Source organism: Nonomuraea cavernae (assembly GCF_040655715.1).
GTDB lineage: Bacteria > Actinomycetota > Actinomycetes > Streptosporangiales > Streptosporangiaceae > Nonomuraea > Nonomuraea cavernae_A.
In genome coordinates, this window is sequence record NZ_JBFAKL010000036.1 from 48,542 (window position 1) to 64,928 (window position 16,387).

The window sequence follows — 16,387 nt, forward strand, 5'->3', positions numbered from 1 at the left end:
CTACCCGACTTCTGGACCGCTCGCGCCAGGCTCGGAGACTTCAGGGGGTGGGCACGATCATGGGGGTGCCGACGGCGGGGTCGGGCACCACGATGCACGGCAGGTCGAACACCTCCTGGATGAGGGCCGCGTCCACGATGTCGGCCGGTGCGCCCTGGGCGACGACCCGCCCGTCCTTCATGGCCACGAGGTGGTCGGCGAACCGGCAGGCCTGGTTGATGTCGTGCAGCACGGCGATGACCGTGCGTCCCTCGTCACGCAGCCGGGCGAACAGGGCGAGCAACTCGTACTGGTGCGTGATGTCGAGAAACGTCGTGGGCTCGTCGAGCAGGAGGTAGGGCGTCTCCTGGGCCAGCACCATCGCGACCCACACCCGCTGGCGCTGGCCGCCGGACAGCTCCTCCACCAGCCGCTCGGCCAGCTCCTCGACGCCGGCCGCGGCGAGAGCCCCGGTCACGGCCCGCTCGTCCTCCGCCGACCAGGTGGACAGCAGCGACTGGTGCGGGTAGCGGCCACGGGCGACGAGCCGTTTGACGGCGATGTTCTCCGGGGCGGCGAGCTGCTGGGGCAGGAATCCGACCTCCCGGGCGATGGACTTGGGCTTGTAGCCGGAGATGTCGCGGCCGTCGAAGGAGATCGTGCCGGTCGTGGGCTTGAGCAGCCGCACGAAGGACCGGAGCATGGTCGACTTTCCGCAGGCGTTGGGGCCGATGATGGCGGTGAACGCGCCGTCCATGATGTCGAGGTCGACGTTCGCCGAGACCACCCGCTCGCCGTACGCGAGGGTGACGTCCCGGGCGGCGAGCCGCGTGGCCGAAGGCGCGGCCGGACGTGTGGATGGGCGTGTGGTCGGGCGTGTGGTCACGGTCGCTTCACTTCCCTGAAGAGCAGCCAGATGAGATAGCACCCGCCGATCGCGGTCGTCACCACGCCGACCGGCAGCGCCATCGGCGCCAGCAGCAGTTGGGCGACGAGGTCGGCGGCCATGAGCAGCGCCGCGCCGGTCAACGCGGCGGGCACCAGGGTCACGCCGGCCGCGCCGGCCAGGCGGCGGCCGATCTGGGGCGCGGCGAGCGCGATGAACACGATCGGCCCGGCGATCGCGGTCACCGTGGCGGTGCAGCCGACGCCGACCAGGACGATCAGCAGCCGGAGCCGGTTCAGGCTCACGCCCGAGGTGACGGCGAGTTCGTCGCCGAGCGCGGCCTGGTGCATGGCGTGCGACAGCGTGACGAGCACCAGCATGAGCCCGCCGATGATGAGGAACGGCAGGTAGACCTCATCCCAGTCGATGCCGTTCAGCGAACCGGCGCTCCATCCGGTCGCGGCGATGGCCACGTCCAGCTCCGCGCGCAGCTCGATCCAGGAGTTGACCGCGGTCAGGATGGCGTTCACGGCGATGCCGATGACGATCAACCGCAGCCCGCTGAGCCCGGACTTCAGCGACAGGACGTAGATGAGCAGCGCGGTCAGCAGCCCGCCGATCACCGAGCCGATGGCGAGCTGCGCGGCGGTCCCGCTCAGCACGGTGATCGCGAACAGCGCGCCGGTGTAGGCCCCGGCGTCGAGGCCGATGACGTCCGGGCTGCCGAGCGCGTTGCGGGTGAGGTTCTGGAAGATCGCGCCGGCCAGCCCCAGCGAGGCGCCGAAGACCAGCGCGGCGGCCACGCGGGGCAGCCGCCAGTCGCGGATCACCACCACCGAGTCGCCGCGGCCGGCGAGCGCCGAGAGCACCTCCGACGGCGTGGCCCAGGAGGCGCCGTGGCAGAGCCCGACGAGAGCGAGGGCCAGCCCGGCGCCGGCGAGCGCGAGCGACACCAGGACGGTCCGCCGTTCGACCAGGACGGAGTACCGGCCCACGCGCAGCACGATGGTGTTCACAGAGATACCGCCCCGTAGCGCCGGACGACCCAAATGAGCACCGGGCCGCCGAGGAAGGCGGTGACGATGGCGACCGGCACCTCACCCGTCGGCAGCAGGACCCGCGAGGCGATGTCCGACACCAGCAGCATGACGGGGCCGAGCACCACCGTGTGGGCCATGAGCCAGGGGATCGATCCGGCGGACAGCCGCCGGGCCAGGTGCGGGACCATGAGGCCGACGAAGGCGATCGGCCCGGCCACGGCCGTGGCGGCCCCGGCGAGCAGGGTGACGATCACCAGCACGCCGACCCGAGTCCGTACGGTGTGACCGCCGAGCGCGTGGGCGACCTGCTCCCCCAGCACCATGGCGTTCAGTGGCCGGGTCACCAGCAGTGCGGCGACCAGCGCGACGGCGATCGCGGCCAGCGGGAGAGTGAGGGAGACCTGCTCGCGGCCGGCCAGCGACCCGACGGACCAGAACCTGAACGTGTCGAACACGTCGGGCAGCATGAGCCGCAGGCCGAGCGAGAGGCCGGCGAGCACGGAGCTGAGGGCGACGCCGGCCAGGACCAGCCGCAGCGGAGAGGTCCGGCCGACGGCGTAGACCACGAGCGCGGCGAGCGCCGAGCCGAGGGCCGCGAGCAGCAACTGGGCGGGCTGCGACCCGGCGAGCCCGAGCACGCCGCCCAGGGTGATCGCGAAGCCGGCGCCCGCGGTCACGCCGAGGACGCCGGGCTCGGCCAGCGGGTTGCGTGTCAGCGTCTGAATCAGGGTGCCCGAGGCGCCGAGAGCGGCGCCCACGCAGATGCCGAGGATCGTCCGCGGCACGCGCACGTCGCGGACGATCAGGTGGTCGTCGGTGCCGGCGAAGTCGGCGAACGCTCGCCAGATCTCCGCCGGCGGGACCGCGTGCGCGCCGACGCTCACGCTGGCACCCGCCACGGCGACGAGCAGCACGGCGGACCCGGCGAGGATCGCGGCCTGCGTCGGCGCGTCAGTCCTCAAGTCCGGCTACTCCACGCTTCCAGTAGCCGGTGAACAGCGAGTCGAGCCGGCCCTTGCTCCATGAGCGCAGCGGTTTGATGTCACCCGCCTCCCCGGCCGCGAACAGGAAGGTCCGCCGCTCGGGCAGGCTCAGTCCCTGTACGGTCTCCGCGAGCGAGCTGCGCGTGCCCTCGCGGACGAGCCAGGTGACCCGCACCCCGCCGCGCGACGCCAGCGGGTAGCCGTGCTCGTCGGCGTCGTCGGTCTCGATCACGACGTCGGCCGACACGTCGGCCGGAGACTCCTCCAGCCAGCGGGCGAGCGCGGGGAGCGCGGTGGCGTCGACCGCGAAGACGTAGTGGCCGTAGGTGTGCGGGAAGGCCTTGGCCCCGGGCGGGCCGGCGATCACGATCCGGTCGCCCACCTCGGCGGAGGTCGCCCAGGTCGAGGCGAGTCCGCCGTCGTGGAGCACGAAGTCCAGGTCGAGCTCGCCGGCGTCGGGGTCGAAGCGCCGCACGGTGTACTTGCGCGAGGCGGGCGACGGCGTGGGCCAGTCGAGGGACAGCTCGTCGTTGGGCACCGGGACCCGGCGGGTGCCGTCGGGGTCGGGGAACACGAGCTTGATGTGGTCGTCGGCCTGGTAGGTGTGGAACCCGTCGAGCTCCGGCCCGCCGAGCGTCAGGCGCAGCATGCGCGATGTCACGTACTCCCGCGCGAGGACGGAGAGCTCGCGGACTCCGATGGGGTAGCCGATCCGTACGGTGCCCTTGCCTTCGCGGTGATGGGCCGCCACCCGTTCACGCGGGTCATGCCGGTCGATGCTCGTTCTCGCGCTGCTCATTTCGCGAGCACCGGCGCGAGCGCCTCGTCGATCGCGTCCAGCGTCTTGAGCGCCGAGGCGTACGTCGCCGCCTCGGTGTAGCGCAGCGGGAAGGCCTTGCCGGCCTTGACCGCGGGCAGGTTCTTCCACAGCTTGGAGTCGAGCACGTACTGCACCGGCTCGCCGACCGAGCCGTCCGGCTCCACCGTGTAGGTGATGGCGTCGGCCTCGCCGAGGCTCGCGGGCAGCTCCTCGATCGACGGGTACTCCGACATGTCGCTGGCGTTGCCGCCCTTCTCCTTGACCTCGCCGTAGTAGGTGACGCCGACGTCCCCGGCGATGTTGGTGCCCCACGACCTGGCGAACTCCCGGTGGAACGTTCCCTTGGCGACCTCGCCGTAGGCGCCCACGTGGCCGAACTTCAGGCCGTCCAGGGCCGTCTTGTACTTCGCGGCGAGCTCGGCCGCCTTCTTCTCGTACTCGGTCTTGGCGGTCTCGAAGGAGCCGAGCGCGCCCGCCGCGTCGGACTGGCGTCGCGACAGCTCGCGCCACGCGTCCGGGGTGCTCGGCCCGATGGCGACGACGGGGGCGATGGACTTGAGGCGGTCCATGTCGATGTCGGCGAGCGCCGGCTTGGGCACGCCGATGATGATCAGGTCCGGCTTGGCCTGGGCGACGGCCTCGTAGTTGGTATCGGCGGCCGTCTCCCCGGCGATCTTGGTGAGGGAGTCGTACGTCGCGCGATCCTCGTCGGTCATCATCGTGAGACCGCGCTTCCAACTGGAGATGCCGACCAGCGGGGCCTTGACCTCGATGAGCACCGGAACCGCGTAACCGGTCGCCACGACGCGCTCCGGCTTGGCGGGGATCGTGACGTCGCCGTTGTCGGCGGTGAAGACGCGGGTCTCGGCGACGCCGGCCTCGGCCTTGCCACCGGATTCCTCACCGGAGCCGGTGGAACCGCAACCGGTCACCAGGGCGAACATGAGTGCCAGGGCGGCCAGGCGTCTGGGCTGTCGTGAGGACATGGTGGTTCCTTCAGGGGAGTCGCAGGTCAGGAGGGGGCTGATCTCATCAGCGAGACGTACTTAGGTTACCCTTCCCTAAGTTTCTGGTGATGTCGCTGGGAGGTCAGCCAATGTCGACGGGAAGTCACTACACGGACCCGCTGAGCTGTGAGGAGTACGGCTACGGCCTCGGCCGGCTCGACGGCATCCTGGTGCTCAAGTACCGCTCGGCCGCCGTGCTCGAGTTCGGCCAGCCCCGGCAGGACTTCCTGCACCAGCTCTACTGGTCGCCCGACGGCGTCCTTTCGACCAGGCACGGAGCCGACGCGCGGTTCGTCGGGCCGGGCGAGGCCTTCTGGGCGCAGCGCGCCGTGAGCCACGACGTGCGCGCCGCCGACTGGCAGACCGTCTACCGGATCTGCCTGCGCCAGGTGCCGCCGGCCCTCGGCGGGCTGCGCGCGGGCGCGGTGTCCATCGACGACGAGGCGGCGCGGCTCGTCCAGGCGATCACCGCTCCGGGATACGACGAGCAGGACGCGCTCGCCGCCCGCGAACGCATCCTGACCGGGCTCGGCGCCTCCACCCGCGACTACGTGCGCCACCACGCCACCGGCATCGGCTTCGCCATGACGGTCGCCCGCGCGCTGTCGCACGACCCTGGCGCCCAGGTCCGCCTCGACGAATGGGCCGAACGCCTGCATGTCAGCGTCAAGACGCTGCAGCGCGACTTCGTCCGCGAGTTCGGCATGCCGTATTCACGGTGGCGTACCGAACTCCGGTTGCGCACGTCCTGCGTGCTGCTGGAGACCCAGCCGGTGACCGAGGTCGCGCATCGTGTCGGGTACGCCACGCCGTCGGCCTTCATCAGCGCCTTCGCCAAGAAGTACGGCTGCACCCCCGGCCAGTACACCCTCCGCGAGGCCGGCCGCGCCTGACCGATCACGGACCCTTGCTCGGATCTCGCGCGGTCCCGTCCGGTCTTCTACAGGCGCTCCTCGACCTTCCGCGCCTCCGACGCGTGCGCGGCCTTCACCTGGGCGAGCTGGCGGAACCAGTCCTGCTGGGCGTTTCGCATCGCGTCACGGGCGAGCCCGGCGACCTCTTCCGGTCCTCCGCGCATCACACGGGGATCCATCTTGATGCGCTCGACCAGCCCGTTCGAGCCGATCGTGACCTGGACACTCTCGTCTTCCGACATCCCGCGACCGGACAACGAAGGCGCGGGCTCACTCCAAGAGGGAAGGCTCTGCCTTCCCGAGTGGCCTGCTTCGGTCGGGCGACGATCGTTCATCTCTGCTCCGATACGAGATTGCGTCCGTAGGGCCTGGTGGAGACAGGGTCAACCTGCAGTGGCGAGAATAGCTGGGTTGATCTTCGCGTAGTAGAGCACCGCAAACTTCGCAAACCCCCGCTTGTGAGCGAGTCTGGGAAGCACGCTATACACCTAACCAAGCGCTTGTTACGCTCCGGCCATGGTCACCACGATCGTTTGGGGCACCGGCAACGTCGGCCGCGCGGCCATCCGCGCCGTCGAGGCCCATCCGGCACTGGAACTCACCGCCGTACTCGTGCACGACCCCGGCAAGACAGGCCGCGACGCCGGCGAGCTCGGCGGCCTCGGCCACGATCTGGGAGTCGCGGCCACCGGCGACGTCGACGCGGTGCTGGCCACCGGTCCTCGCGCCGTGGTGTACGCCGCGTCCGGCGACATCCGTCCCGACGAGGCCCTCGCCGACGTCGTCCGGGCCATCCGCGCCGGCGCCGTCGTCGTCACCCCCGCCCTGTACGCCCTCTACGACCACCGCAGCGCCCCGCCCGAGCTGCGCGGCCAGGTGCTGGACGCGATCGTCGACGGCGGCGGCTCATTGTTCGTCTCCGGCGTGGACCCCGGCTGGGGCAACGACGTGTTACCGCTGCTGATCAGCGGGCTCGGCGCCACCGTGGACGTGGTCCGCTGCCAGGAGATCTTCGACTACTCCACCTACGACCAGCCCGACTCGGTCCGCTATCTGGTCGGCATGGGCCAGCCGATGGACTACGAGCCGCCGATGCTCGCGCCGACGGTCCCGACCATGGTGTGGGGCGGCCAGGTACGCCTGATGGCCAGGGCCCTCGGCGTCGAGCTCGACGAGATCCGCGAGACCCTCGACCGGCGCCCGCTCGACTCCACGGTGAGCACGCGGTCGATGGGCGAGTTCGAGGCCGGCACCCAGGGCGCGGTGCGGTTCGAGGTGCAGGGCATCGTCGAGGGCGAGCCGCGCATCGTGATCGAGCACGTCACCCGCATCCACCCGTCCTGCGCGCCCGACTGGCCGGCGCCGCCCGACGGCGACGGGGCGCACCGAGTGATCATCGAGGGCCGCCCGCGCATCGAGGTCACGGTCGAGGCCACCGACGAGGACGGCAACCGAGCGGCGGGCGGCAACGCCACCGCGGCGGGCCGGCTGGTGAACGCCATCGACTGGCTCGTGGACGCGAAACCCGGGCTCTACGACGCGCTCGACGTCCCCCTGCGTCCCGCGGCCGGCCGGCTCGGAAGGAAGCACGCGTGAACATCGACGTCCCCGAGGGCCAGGACCCGATCGCGTACGTGTGGGGCGAGATGGTCCCCGGCATCGGGATCGCCGCCTCGAAGTTCTCCATGTCGGTCTACACCCACACGACCCTCGGCCTGCGCGAGTTCGAGGCGGCGCGGCTGCGGATCGCGCAGATCAACGGGTGCGCCTTCTGCCTCGACTGGCGGACCGAACGGGACGGGCAGAAGGTCGAGGAGGAGTTCGCCGACGCGGTGACCGACTGGCGCACCACCGCCGCGTTCGACGACCGCACCCGGCTGGCCGCCGAGTACGCCGAGCGGTACGCGCTGGACCACCACGGCCTCGACGACGAGTTCTGGGCCCGGATGACCGCCTGCTACAGCCAGATGGAGATCGTCGAGCTGAGCATGAGCATCGGCTCCTGGCTGGCCTTCGGCCGGCTCAACCACGTACTGGGCCTCGACACCGCCTGCAAGCTGCCCACCAGGTAGAACCCGTCCTGTTTCGAGAGTGAGGACCGATGAGCGGCACCGTCCCTGGTTCCAACAGCGTCTCCCGTCGTGGGTTCATCGCCGGCACCGGCTCCGTCCTGGGGCTCGCGGCTCTGTCTGGCCGCGCCACCCCGGCCAGGGCCGCCGCCGGCCCGATCTCCAACGGGGCGCACGTCCCCGCCCTGGTGATCGGCACCGGGTACGGCGGCTCCGTCGCCGCCCTGCGCCTCGCCCAGGCGGGGGTCGACGTGCACCTGATCGAGATGGGCATGGCCTGGGACACTCCCGGCTCCGACGGCAAGATCTTCTGCAACACGGTGGAGCCGGACCACCGCTCCTACTGGCTGCGTACCAGGACCAAGGCGCCCCTCAACTACTTCCTCGGCTTCCCGATCGATCGGGACATCTCTCGCTACACCGGCATCCTGGATGCCGAGGACTTCAGCGGCATCACGGTCTACCAGGGCCGCGGGGTCGGCGGCGGCTCGCTGGTCAACGGCGGCATGGCGGTCACTCCCAAGCGCGAGAACTTCGCCGCCATCCTCCCGTCGGTGAACGCCGACGAGATGTACGACATCTACTACCCGCGCGCCAACGCCGGGCTCGGCGTCGGCTCCATCGACCCGGCCTGGTTCGACACCACCGCCTGCTACCAGTACTCCCGCGTCGGCCGCAAGCACGCCCAGCGGTCCGGCTTCCCGTGGGTCTTCGTCCCCGACGTGTACGACTGGGACTACATGAAGCAGGAGGCGGCCGGCACCGTCACCAAGTCGGCGCTGGCCGGCGAGATCCTCTACGGCAACAACCACGGCAAGAAGTCCCTGCAGAAGACCTATCTCGCCCAGGCCAAGGCCACCGGCAGGGTCACCATCTCGGCCCTGCACCAGGTCACCTCGGTCGCTCCGGCGTCGGGCGGCGGCTACACGGTCGTCATCGCCCAGCTCAACACCAACGGCGACACCACGGCCACCAAGACCGTCACCGCGGACCGGGTGTTCTTCGCCGCCGGCAGCGTCGGCACCAGCAAGCTGCTGGTCAAGCTGAAAGCCACCGGCGCCCTGCCCAACCTGAACAGTGAGATCGGCAAGGGCTGGGGCGACAACGGCAACGTCATGTGCGGCCGGGCCAACCACCTGTGGGACCCGACCGGCAAGCTCCAGTCGACCATTCCCTGCTCCGGCATCGACAACTGGGCCGCGGGCGGCGCGTTCGCCGAGGTCGCGCCGCTGCCCACCGGCATCGAGACGTACGCCTCGTTCTACCTGTCGATCACCAAGAACCCGAACCGCGCCCAGTTCTCCTGGAACGCGGCGACGGGCCGGGTCGACCTGAACTGGCAGACCGCCTGGAAGCAACCGGCCATCACCATGGCCAAGACGATCTTCGACAAGATCAACTCCAAGGAGGGGACGATCTACCGGTCCGACCTCTTCGGCACGAACAAGATCTGGGGCGACGGCCTCACCTACCACCCGCTCGGCGGCGCGGTGCTGAACAAGGCCACCGACAACTACGGCCGCCTCACCGCCTACCCCGGCCTGTACGTCATCGACGGTTCACTGATCCCCGGCAACACCAGCGTCAACCCGTTCGTCACCATCACGGCGCTGGCCGAACGGAACATCGAGCGGATCATCGCCACCGACCTGTGAGCGGTTCGTCCCTGGTAGCCGGATCACCCCGAGAACTGCCGCGAAAGGAATGTCCGTACCCATGAGAAATGGTTTAGCGGGGGTCATCGCCGCCACGGTGATGACGGTCGCCGGCTTGGCCGTCGCCATCCCGGCCCACGCGGATTCGGCACTGATGGAGACGCTGTCGGAGACCGAACTCCGGCAGAAGACCGACGACTTCCTGTTCGGCGTCTCCATCGACACCTTCCTCACCAACCGGAGCGCGCGGCCGTGGGCCGACCAGATCGACTGGTCCTCCGACGGCTGCTCGTGGGCGCCGGACAAGCCGGAGGGGTTCAACTTCCTGCCCTCCTGCCAGCGTCACGACTTCGGTTACCGCAACTACAAGCGCCAGGGCCGGTTCAACGAGGACGTACGCGGCGACATCGACCAGAACTTCAAGGACGACATGTACGACGTGTGCCGCAAGTACTCGGGGCTCCAGTCGTACAAGGGCGTCATCTGCCGCAGGACGGCCGACACCTACTACACGGCGGTGCGCGGCCTGGGCGGCACGGCGGACGTCGCCTGACATCGCCGGAGACTGCCGGGGGAAAGCCGCGGGGCGATCTCAGCTCGCCGGCTCGTGGAAGACGACGCTCAGCTCGCCCTGGTCGGCGTCGACCGTGATGACCGACCCGTCCGGAACGTCACCGGCGAGCAGAGCGCGCCCGATCCTCGTCTCGACCTCGCGGGAGATGAAGCGGCGCAGCGGCCGGGCGCCGTAGACCGGGTCGTACCCCTCGGTGGCGATGAGGCGGCGCGCCTCGTCGGTGACCTCCAGGGTCAGCCGCCGGTCCGCCAGCCGCTTCCTGATGTCGGTGAACATCAGCTCGACGATCCGCTCGATCTCGGCCTCCGTCAGCGGCTTGAACAGCACGATGTCGTCGACCCTGTTGAGGAACTCCGGCCGGAAGTGCCGGCGTAGCTCGCCCATCACCAGCTCGCGCCCCTCGGGCTTGATCTCGCCGTCGGGAGTGACCTCGTCGAGGAGATACTGGGAGCCGATGTTCGAGGTCATGATGACCACCGTGTTGCGGAAGTCGACCGTACGGCCCTGCGCGTCAGTCAGCCGTCCGTCGTCGAGGACCTGCAGCAGCGTGTTGAACACGTCCGCGTGCGCCTTCTCGATCTCGTCGAACAGCACCACCGAGTACGGCTTGCGCCGCACGGCCTCGGTGAGCTGGCCGCCCTCCTCGTAGCCGATGTAGCCGGGAGGGGCGCCCATGAGGCGACTGACCGTGTGCCGCTCCTGGTATTCGCTCATGTCGACGCGGACCATGTTCTCCTCGGTGTCGAACAGCGCCGCCGCGAGAGCCTTGGCCAGCTCGGTCTTGCCCACCCCGGTCGGGCCGAGGAAGAGGAACGACCCGATCGGGCGCCGGGGATCCTTGATGCCGGAGCGGGCCCGGATGACGGCGTCGGCCACGAGCCGCACGGCCTCGTCCTGCCCGATGACCCGCTCGTGCAGGATCTGGTCCAGCCGGAGCAGCTTCTCCCGCTCGCCCTCCTGCAGGCGGCTCACCGGGATGCCGGTCCAGCGGGAGACGATGGCCGCGATCTCCTCCTCGGTCACCACCTCGCGCAGCAACCGATGCCCGTTCTGCCGGGTGCCCAGCCGTTCCTCCTCGGCCCAAAGCCGGCGTTCCAGCTCGGGCAGCCTGCCGTGGCGCAACTCGGCGGCCCGGTTGAGGTCGTAGGCGCGTTCGGCCTGCTCGGCCTCCCTGCGTACGTGCTCCAGTTCCTCCCTCAGGGCCTGGACCTTGCGCAGGGCCGAGCGCTCGGCCTCCCACTGCGCCCGCATCGCGTCGGCCTCGGCGCGCAGGCCGATCAGCTCCTTGCGCAGGTCGGCGAGCCGGACCTGGCTCGCGGGGTCTTCTTCTTCCTTGGCCAGCGCGGCCTCCTCGATCTCCAGCCGCCGTACACGCCGGGTCAGCTCGTCGAGCTCGGCGGGCATGGAGTCGATCTCGGTCCGGATCATCGCACACGCCTCGTCGACCAGGTCGATCGCCTTGTCCGGCAGGAAGCGGTCGGCGATGTAGCGGTGGCTCAGCGTCACCGCGGCGACGAGCGCGCTGTCCTGGATCTTGACGCCGTGGAAGACCTCCAGCCGCTCGCGCAGTCCCCGCAGGATCGAGATGGCGTCCTCGACCGACGGCTCCTCGATGAGCACCGGCTGGAACCTGCGCTCCAGGGCCGCGTCCTTCTCGATGTGCTGGCGGTACTCCTGGATCGTGGTCGCGCCGATCATGTGCAGCTCGCCGCGCGCGAGCATCGGCTTGAGCATGTTGCCGGCGTCCATGGCTCCCTCGGCCGCGCCGGCTCCGACCACCGTGTGGAGCTCGTCGACGAACAGCAGAATCTGTCCCTCCGCCGCCTTCACCTCGTTCAGCACGGCCTTCAGCCGCTCCTCGAACTCCCCTCGGTATTTGGCGCCGGCCAGCAGCGAGCCCATGTCCAGGCTGAAGATGGTCTTGTCCCGAAGTCCCTCGGGCACGTCGCCGCGCACGATCCGCTGGGCGAGCCCCTCGACGATGGCCGTCTTGCCGACGCCGGGGTCGCCGATCAGCACCGGGTTGTTCTTGGTCTTGCGGGAGAGGATCTGGATCACGCGGCGGATCTCCGTGTCGCGGCCGACGACCGGGTCGAGCTTGTCCGCGCGGGCGTCGGCCACCAGGTCGCGCCCGTACTTCTCCAGCGCCTCGTAGGCCACCTCGGGCATGGCCGAGGTGACCCGCTGGTGGCCCCGGACTGCCGTGAGCGCCTGCAGGAACCGGTCACGGGTCAGCCCCTGCCCGTGCAGCAGCCGGCCCGCCGCGGTCCCGTCCCCCTCCTCGATCAGGGCCAGCAGCAGGTGCTCGACCGAGACGTACTCGTCCTTGAGCCGTTTCGCCTCCCGGTCCGCGGTGTCGAGCAGCCGGGACAGGCGCTGGGTGATGAAGACTTGGCCGGGTTCGGCGCCCGGCCCGCTGACCCGGGGGCGGCGTGACAGCTCCCCCTCCAGCTCGGTGCGGAGGCCCTTCAGGTCGGCTCCCGCCTGCTCGATCAGCCGGGAGGCGAGCCCTTCCCGCTGTTCGAGCAGGGCCAGCAGGAGGTGTTCGCCGTCGACCTCGGTGTGCCCGTAACGCAGGGCCTTGGTCTGGGCGTCGTGCAGCGCCTCCTGGGATTTCTGCGTCAACCGGTTCGGATCCACTGCGAGTCCCCTTTAGTGTCGTGGTGCGGCCGTGCGCAGGGCGGCCTCCAGCGTGTCGATGCGGTCGAGCAGATCGATCACCAGGCCGATCGCGGCGTAGTTGATCGACAGGCCGTCGTGCAGCCTCCGGATCCGCGCGGCCACCGCCACCTGCGCGGGAGAGAAGCACAGCTCTCCCCTGGCGTCCCGGACCGGTTCGAGCAGGCCCAGCACCACCAGGCGGCGCACGACCTCCGGGTGCAGCCCGGTGGCGCGCGCGTAGGAGTTCAGGTCCAGCCGTACCGGCCGGACGAGCGCGTAGGTCATGAACGCCCCCTCGGGTCGAACCGTGACGCGGCGGCGAGCTGCTCGAACAGGCGCCGCTCCTCGTCGGTGGGCCGCTGCGGCACCATGATCCGCACCTCGGCGAAGAGGTCACCGGCGGTACCGCGCGGGTTGGGCATGCCGCGCCCGCGAAGCCGCAGGCGGCGGCCGGTCGAGGAGCCCGGCGGCACCTTCACCTTGGCCTCGCCGCCCGGCGTGTCGACGGCGACCGTGGCACCCAGCGCCGCCTCCCACGGCGCGAGCGGCAGGGAGGTGTGGAGGTCGCGGCCCTCCACGCGGTAGCGGGCATGATCGGCGATCCGCACGATCAGGTAGAGGTCACCCGGGCTTCCCCCTTCGGCGCCCTGACCGCCTTGACCGGCGAGCCTGATGCGCTGGCCGTTCGTGACCCCGGCCGGGATCGTGACGTCCAGCCGCCGGCCCCCGGACAGCGTGATGGCGCGCCGCCCGCCGTGGTAGGCCTCCTCCACCGTGAGCGTCAGCTCCGCCTCCTGGTCGGCTCCGGGCACGGGCCCCCAGCGCCGCCTGCCGCGTCCGCCGAACATGCCGCCCAGCAGGTCCTCCAGGTCGACCCCCTCCGCGCCGCCGAAGCCGAAGTCCTCGGCGCGGGCCGAGCCTCGCGGCCCACCGGCGCCCGCCCGGGCGCCCGCCCCCGCCCGGGCGCGCGCCCACTGCGCGGGATCCACGTCGGGCGGCACCTGGCGGAAGTCGTGCCCGAACGCGTCGTACCGGCGGCGCGTCTCGGGATCGGACAGCACGGAGTATGCCTCGGAGACCTCCTTGAACGTGTCCTCCGCCCCAGGATCCTTGTTGACGTCGGGATGGTAGGCGCGTACGAGCTTGCGGTAGGCCCGCTGGATCTCGTCCTGGTCGGCGTTCCGGTCCACGCCCAGCACCTCGTAGAAATCCCGCCGTGGGGCCATCAGTCCGCCTTTTTCGCGACCACCACGACAGCGGGACGCAGCTGCCGCCGGCCGTCGCCGTAGCCGGGCCGCACCACCTGCACGACGGTGCCCGGCTCGACGTCCGGCCGCGCGACGGTCGCCATCGCGTCGTGGTGGGCCGGATCGAACGGCACGCCGGTCTCGTCGTGCCGGGTGTAGCCGAGCCGGGCCAGCACGGCGACGGCCTGGTCGCGCACCGCGCGGATCCCGTTGACGATCGGGGCCGCGCCGCCCTCCTCGTCGCCGTCGCCCGCGTGACTGAGCGCGAGCTCCAGATTGTCCAGGACGGGCAGCCACTCGGCGGCCACCCGGTCCTGTGCCTCGGCCCGCAGCCGTTCGGCGTCACGGGCGAAGCGCTTGCGGAGGTTGTCCAGGTCGGCGACGGCGCGCAGCCAGCGGTCCTCCAGCTCCGCGACCTTGGCGTCCGTCTCCGTCTGAGCCTCCTGCTGAGCCTCCTGCTGGACGTCCTCGGCCTGGACGTTCTCGGCCTGGGCGTCCTCCGTTCGGGCGGCCGCGGCTTCCCGGGGCTCTTCCTCGGGCCGCGCGCGCTTTTCCGGACCGCCGACCGGCCGGCCGGCGGTTCCCGGTGTGTCCTCGTGACCGTTCATGTCGCGTCAAGTCCCGGAGTCGGAGTCGGAGGAGGTGAACTCGGCGTCGATCACGTCTTCGTCGCCCTGCGCGCCCTGCGCTGGGCCCTGTGGAGCCCCTTCCTGCCGGCCGGCGGTCGCGGCCCCGAGGCCGTGGTACACCTGCTGGAGCTCGCCGCTGAGCGACCGCAGCCGGTCGATCGGCGCCTCCTCCTTGATCGCCTGCCGGGCGTCCGCGACGAGCTGCTCGGCCCGCGCCTTCTCGTGCACGGCCACCGTGTCGCCGAGCTCCTGCAGCCGGCGTTCCACCTGGTAGGCGACCGAGTCGAGCTCGTTGCGCGCGTCGATCGCCTCCCGGAGCCGGACATCCTCGGCGCGGTGCTGCTCGGCGTCCGCGACCATCCGCTCGATCTCCGACTTGTCCAGGTTGGAGCTCTCGCTGATGGTGATCCGCTGCTCGGTGCCGGTGTCCTTGTCGCGGGCGGTCACGTTGAGGATGCCGTTGGCGTCGATGTCGAACGTGACCTCGATCTGCGGTGTTCCACGCGGCGCCGGGCGGATGTTCTCCAGCCGGAAGCGGCCGAGCACCCGGTTGTCGGCCGCGCGGTCCCGCTCCCCTTGCAGGATCACGATGTCGACGGCGTTCTGGTCGTCCTCGGCCGTGCTGAAGGTCTCGGTCCGGCGAGCCGGGATCGTGGTGTTGCGCTCGATGACCTTGGTCATGAGGCCGCCGAGGGTCTCGACGCCCAGTGAGAGGGGCGTGACGTCGAGCAGCACGACGTCCTCGACCTCGCCCTTGATGATGCCCGCCTGAGCGGCGGCGCCGATGGCCACCACCTCGTCCGGGTTCACCGTCATGTTGGGGTCCTTGCCGCCGGTGAGCCGGCGCACGAGACTCTGCACGGCCGGCATCCGGGTGGACCCGCCGACGAGGATCACCTCGTCGATGTCGGCCGGCCGGAGCTTGGCGTCCTCCATCGCCTGCTCGACGGGGTGGATGCAGCGTTCGACCAGGTCGGCGGTGATCTGCTCGAACGTGGACCGCATGAGCGTGGTGTTGAGGTGCTTCGGCCCCGAGGCGTCGGCCGTGATGAACGGCAGGCTGATCGTGGTCTGGGTCACCTCGGACAGTTCCGTCTTGGCCTTCTCCGCCGCCTCGAAGAGACGTTGCAGGGCCTGCGGGTCGCGCCGCAGGTCGATGCCCTGCTCGCGCTGGAACTCGTCGGCCAGGTGGTCGACGATCCTGCGGTCGAAGTCGTCGCCGCCGAGGTGCCCGTCGCCGGACGTGGAGCGGACCTCGATGACCCCCTCGCCGATGTCCAGGATGCTGACGTCGAACGTGCCGCCGCCCAGGTCGAAGACCAGCACGGTCTCGTTCCCCTTCTTCTCCAGCCCGTAGGCCAGCGCGGCGGCGGTCGGCTCGTTGATGATCCGGAGGACCTCCAGCCCGGCGATGCGCCCCGCGTCCTTGGTCGCCTGGCGCTGGGCGTCGTTGAAGTACGCGGGGACGGTGATGACCGCCTCGGTCACCTTCTCGCCGAGGTACTTGGCCGCGTCGGAGGCGAGCTTGCGCAGCACGAGGGCCGAGACCTCCTCCGGCGCGTACTGCTTGTCGCCGACCTGGAAGCGGACGGCTCCGTCCGGCCCCTCCACCACGTCGAAGGAGACGGCGTTGAGCTCGCTCGCGACCTCGTCGTACCGGCGGCCGATGAAACGCTTGGCGGAGTAGATCGTCCCCTTCGGGTTGAGGATGGCCTGACGGCGCGCGAGCTGGCCGACCAGCCGCTCGCCCTGGTCGGTGAACGCCACCACCGACGGCGTCGTCCGGGAGCCTTCCGCGTTGGGAATGACCTTGGGCTGCCCGTCCTCCGTGGCGGCGATCACCGAGTTGGTGGTGCCGAGATCGATGCCGACTGCTTTCGCCATTACTCGCTTCCCCCTTGGCTGCCTAGCCGTTCATCTCGC

The 16,387-nt window shown here is 70.6% G+C and carries 16 protein-coding genes; 5 read left to right on the forward strand and 11 right to left on the reverse strand.

Annotated features, from left to right (window positions below):
• Positions 1-40: 40 nt before the first annotated feature.
• Genes AB0I38_RS35975 through AB0I38_RS35995 form a run of 5 tightly spaced genes read right to left on the reverse strand, consistent with a single transcriptional unit; the run spans position 41 to position 4,694 of the window.
• On the reverse strand, positions 41-865 hold the full coding sequence (locus AB0I38_RS35975; RefSeq protein ID WP_358492076.1) for an ABC transporter ATP-binding protein: 825 nt from the start codon (positions 863-865) through the stop codon (positions 41-43).
• Positions 862-1,881 (reverse strand): FecCD family ABC transporter permease, encoded by a 1,020-nt coding sequence (locus tag AB0I38_RS35980; protein WP_358492081.1) that lies wholly within the window; start codon positions 1,879-1,881, stop codon positions 862-864. The genes AB0I38_RS35975 and AB0I38_RS35980 overlap by 4 nt, the downstream gene beginning before the upstream one ends.
• On the reverse strand, positions 1,878-2,867 hold the full coding sequence (locus AB0I38_RS35985) for a FecCD family ABC transporter permease (protein ID WP_358492086.1): 990 nt from the start codon (positions 2,865-2,867) through the stop codon (positions 1,878-1,880). The genes AB0I38_RS35980 and AB0I38_RS35985 overlap by 4 nt, the downstream gene beginning before the upstream one ends.
• Positions 2,857-3,687, reverse strand: a complete 831-nt coding sequence (locus tag AB0I38_RS35990; RefSeq protein WP_358492089.1) for a siderophore-interacting protein — start codon at positions 3,685-3,687, stop codon at positions 2,857-2,859. Before AB0I38_RS35990 ends, AB0I38_RS35985 begins: the two co-directional genes overlap by 11 nt.
• Positions 3,684-4,694, reverse strand: a complete 1,011-nt coding sequence (locus AB0I38_RS35995) for an ABC transporter substrate-binding protein (protein WP_358492095.1) — start codon at positions 4,692-4,694, stop codon at positions 3,684-3,686. The genes AB0I38_RS35990 and AB0I38_RS35995 overlap by 4 nt, the downstream gene beginning before the upstream one ends.
• A gap of 110 nt (positions 4,695-4,804) precedes the next feature.
• On the opposite strand from AB0I38_RS35995, the gene AB0I38_RS36000 reads away from it, so the two are divergent.
• A complete protein-coding gene (locus AB0I38_RS36000; protein WP_358492101.1) occupies positions 4,805-5,608 on the forward strand; it encodes a helix-turn-helix transcriptional regulator in 804 nt (267 codons plus the stop codon).
• Between the two features lie 47 nt (positions 5,609-5,655).
• Here AB0I38_RS36000 and AB0I38_RS36005 read toward each other — a convergent pair whose 3' ends face one another.
• A complete protein-coding gene (locus AB0I38_RS36005) occupies positions 5,656-5,871 on the reverse strand; it encodes a hypothetical protein (protein ID WP_358492105.1) in 216 nt (71 codons plus the stop codon).
• A 274-nt stretch (positions 5,872-6,145) separates the two neighbouring features.
• Here AB0I38_RS36005 and AB0I38_RS36010 point away from each other — a divergent pair, with 274 nt between their 5' ends.
• From AB0I38_RS36010 to AB0I38_RS36025, 4 genes are all read left to right on the forward strand, one after another.
• Positions 6,146-7,225 (forward strand): NAD(P)H-dependent amine dehydrogenase family protein, encoded by a 1,080-nt coding sequence (locus AB0I38_RS36010; protein WP_358492108.1) that lies wholly within the window; start codon positions 6,146-6,148, stop codon positions 7,223-7,225.
• Positions 7,222-7,701 carry a carboxymuconolactone decarboxylase family protein gene (locus AB0I38_RS36015; protein WP_358492115.1) on the forward strand — a complete coding sequence of 160 codons (480 nt, stop codon included), beginning with the start codon at positions 7,222-7,224 and terminating at the stop codon, positions 7,699-7,701. The genes AB0I38_RS36010 and AB0I38_RS36015 overlap by 4 nt, the downstream gene beginning before the upstream one ends.
• 29 nt (positions 7,702-7,730) lie before the next feature.
• Entirely contained in the window at positions 7,731-9,353 is a 1,623-nt protein-coding gene (locus tag AB0I38_RS36020; protein ID WP_358492120.1) for a GMC oxidoreductase, read from the forward strand.
• 61 nt (positions 9,354-9,414) lie between these two features.
• Complete coding sequence (locus AB0I38_RS36025) at positions 9,415-9,906, forward strand: phospholipase (RefSeq protein ID WP_358492123.1); 492 nt, start codon at positions 9,415-9,417, stop codon at positions 9,904-9,906.
• Positions 9,907-9,945: 39 nt separating this feature from the next.
• On the opposite strand, the gene clpB is transcribed toward AB0I38_RS36025, so the two are convergent.
• Genes clpB through dnaK form a run of 5 tightly spaced genes read right to left on the reverse strand, consistent with a single transcriptional unit; the run spans position 9,946 to position 16,348 of the window.
• Positions 9,946-12,552, reverse strand: a complete 2,607-nt coding sequence (gene clpB, locus AB0I38_RS36030; protein ID WP_436838812.1) for an ATP-dependent chaperone ClpB — start codon at positions 12,550-12,552, stop codon at positions 9,946-9,948.
• Between the two features lie 27 nt (positions 12,553-12,579).
• A complete protein-coding gene (locus AB0I38_RS36035; protein WP_358492131.1) occupies positions 12,580-12,873 on the reverse strand; it encodes a chaperone modulator CbpM in 294 nt (97 codons plus the stop codon).
• Positions 12,870-13,814, reverse strand: a complete 945-nt coding sequence (locus AB0I38_RS36040; protein ID WP_358492136.1) for a DnaJ C-terminal domain-containing protein — start codon at positions 13,812-13,814, stop codon at positions 12,870-12,872. The genes AB0I38_RS36035 and AB0I38_RS36040 overlap by 4 nt, the downstream gene beginning before the upstream one ends.
• Complete coding sequence (locus AB0I38_RS36045) at positions 13,814-14,443, reverse strand: nucleotide exchange factor GrpE (protein ID WP_358492141.1); 630 nt, start codon at positions 14,441-14,443, stop codon at positions 13,814-13,816. The genes AB0I38_RS36040 and AB0I38_RS36045 overlap by 1 nt, the downstream gene beginning before the upstream one ends.
• 6 nt (positions 14,444-14,449) lie before the next feature.
• Positions 14,450-16,348, reverse strand: a complete 1,899-nt coding sequence (gene dnaK / locus AB0I38_RS36050; RefSeq protein ID WP_358492148.1) for a molecular chaperone DnaK — start codon at positions 16,346-16,348, stop codon at positions 14,450-14,452.
• Positions 16,349-16,387: the final 39 nt, after the last annotated feature.

Coding starts and splice junctions, on each gene's coding strand:
- AB0I38_RS36000 (WP_358492101.1), top strand. CDS start 4,805: ATGTCGACGGGAAGTCACTACACGGACCCGCTGAGCTGTGAGGAGTAC.
- AB0I38_RS35995 (WP_358492095.1), bottom strand. CDS start 4,694: ATGTCCTCACGACAGCCCAGACGCCTGGCCGCCCTGGCACTCATGTTC.
- AB0I38_RS36020 (WP_358492120.1), top strand. CDS start 7,731: ATGAGCGGCACCGTCCCTGGTTCCAACAGCGTCTCCCGTCGTGGGTTC.
- AB0I38_RS36010 (WP_358492108.1), top strand. CDS start 6,146: ATGGTCACCACGATCGTTTGGGGCACCGGCAACGTCGGCCGCGCGGCC.
- AB0I38_RS36045 (WP_358492141.1), bottom strand. CDS start 14,443: ATGAACGGTCACGAGGACACACCGGGAACCGCCGGCCGGCCGGTCGGC.
- AB0I38_RS36005 (WP_358492105.1), bottom strand. CDS start 5,871: ATGTCGGAAGACGAGAGTGTCCAGGTCACGATCGGCTCGAACGGGCTG.
- AB0I38_RS36035 (WP_358492131.1), bottom strand. CDS start 12,873: ATGACCTACGCGCTCGTCCGGCCGGTACGGCTGGACCTGAACTCCTAC.
- dnaK (WP_358492148.1), bottom strand. CDS start 16,348: ATGGCGAAAGCAGTCGGCATCGATCTCGGCACCACCAACTCGGTGATC.
- AB0I38_RS36025 (WP_358492123.1), top strand. CDS start 9,415: ATGAGAAATGGTTTAGCGGGGGTCATCGCCGCCACGGTGATGACGGTC.
- AB0I38_RS35990 (WP_358492089.1), bottom strand. CDS start 3,687: ATGAGCAGCGCGAGAACGAGCATCGACCGGCATGACCCGCGTGAACGG.
- AB0I38_RS36040 (WP_358492136.1), bottom strand. CDS start 13,814: ATGGCCCCACGGCGGGATTTCTACGAGGTGCTGGGCGTGGACCGGAAC.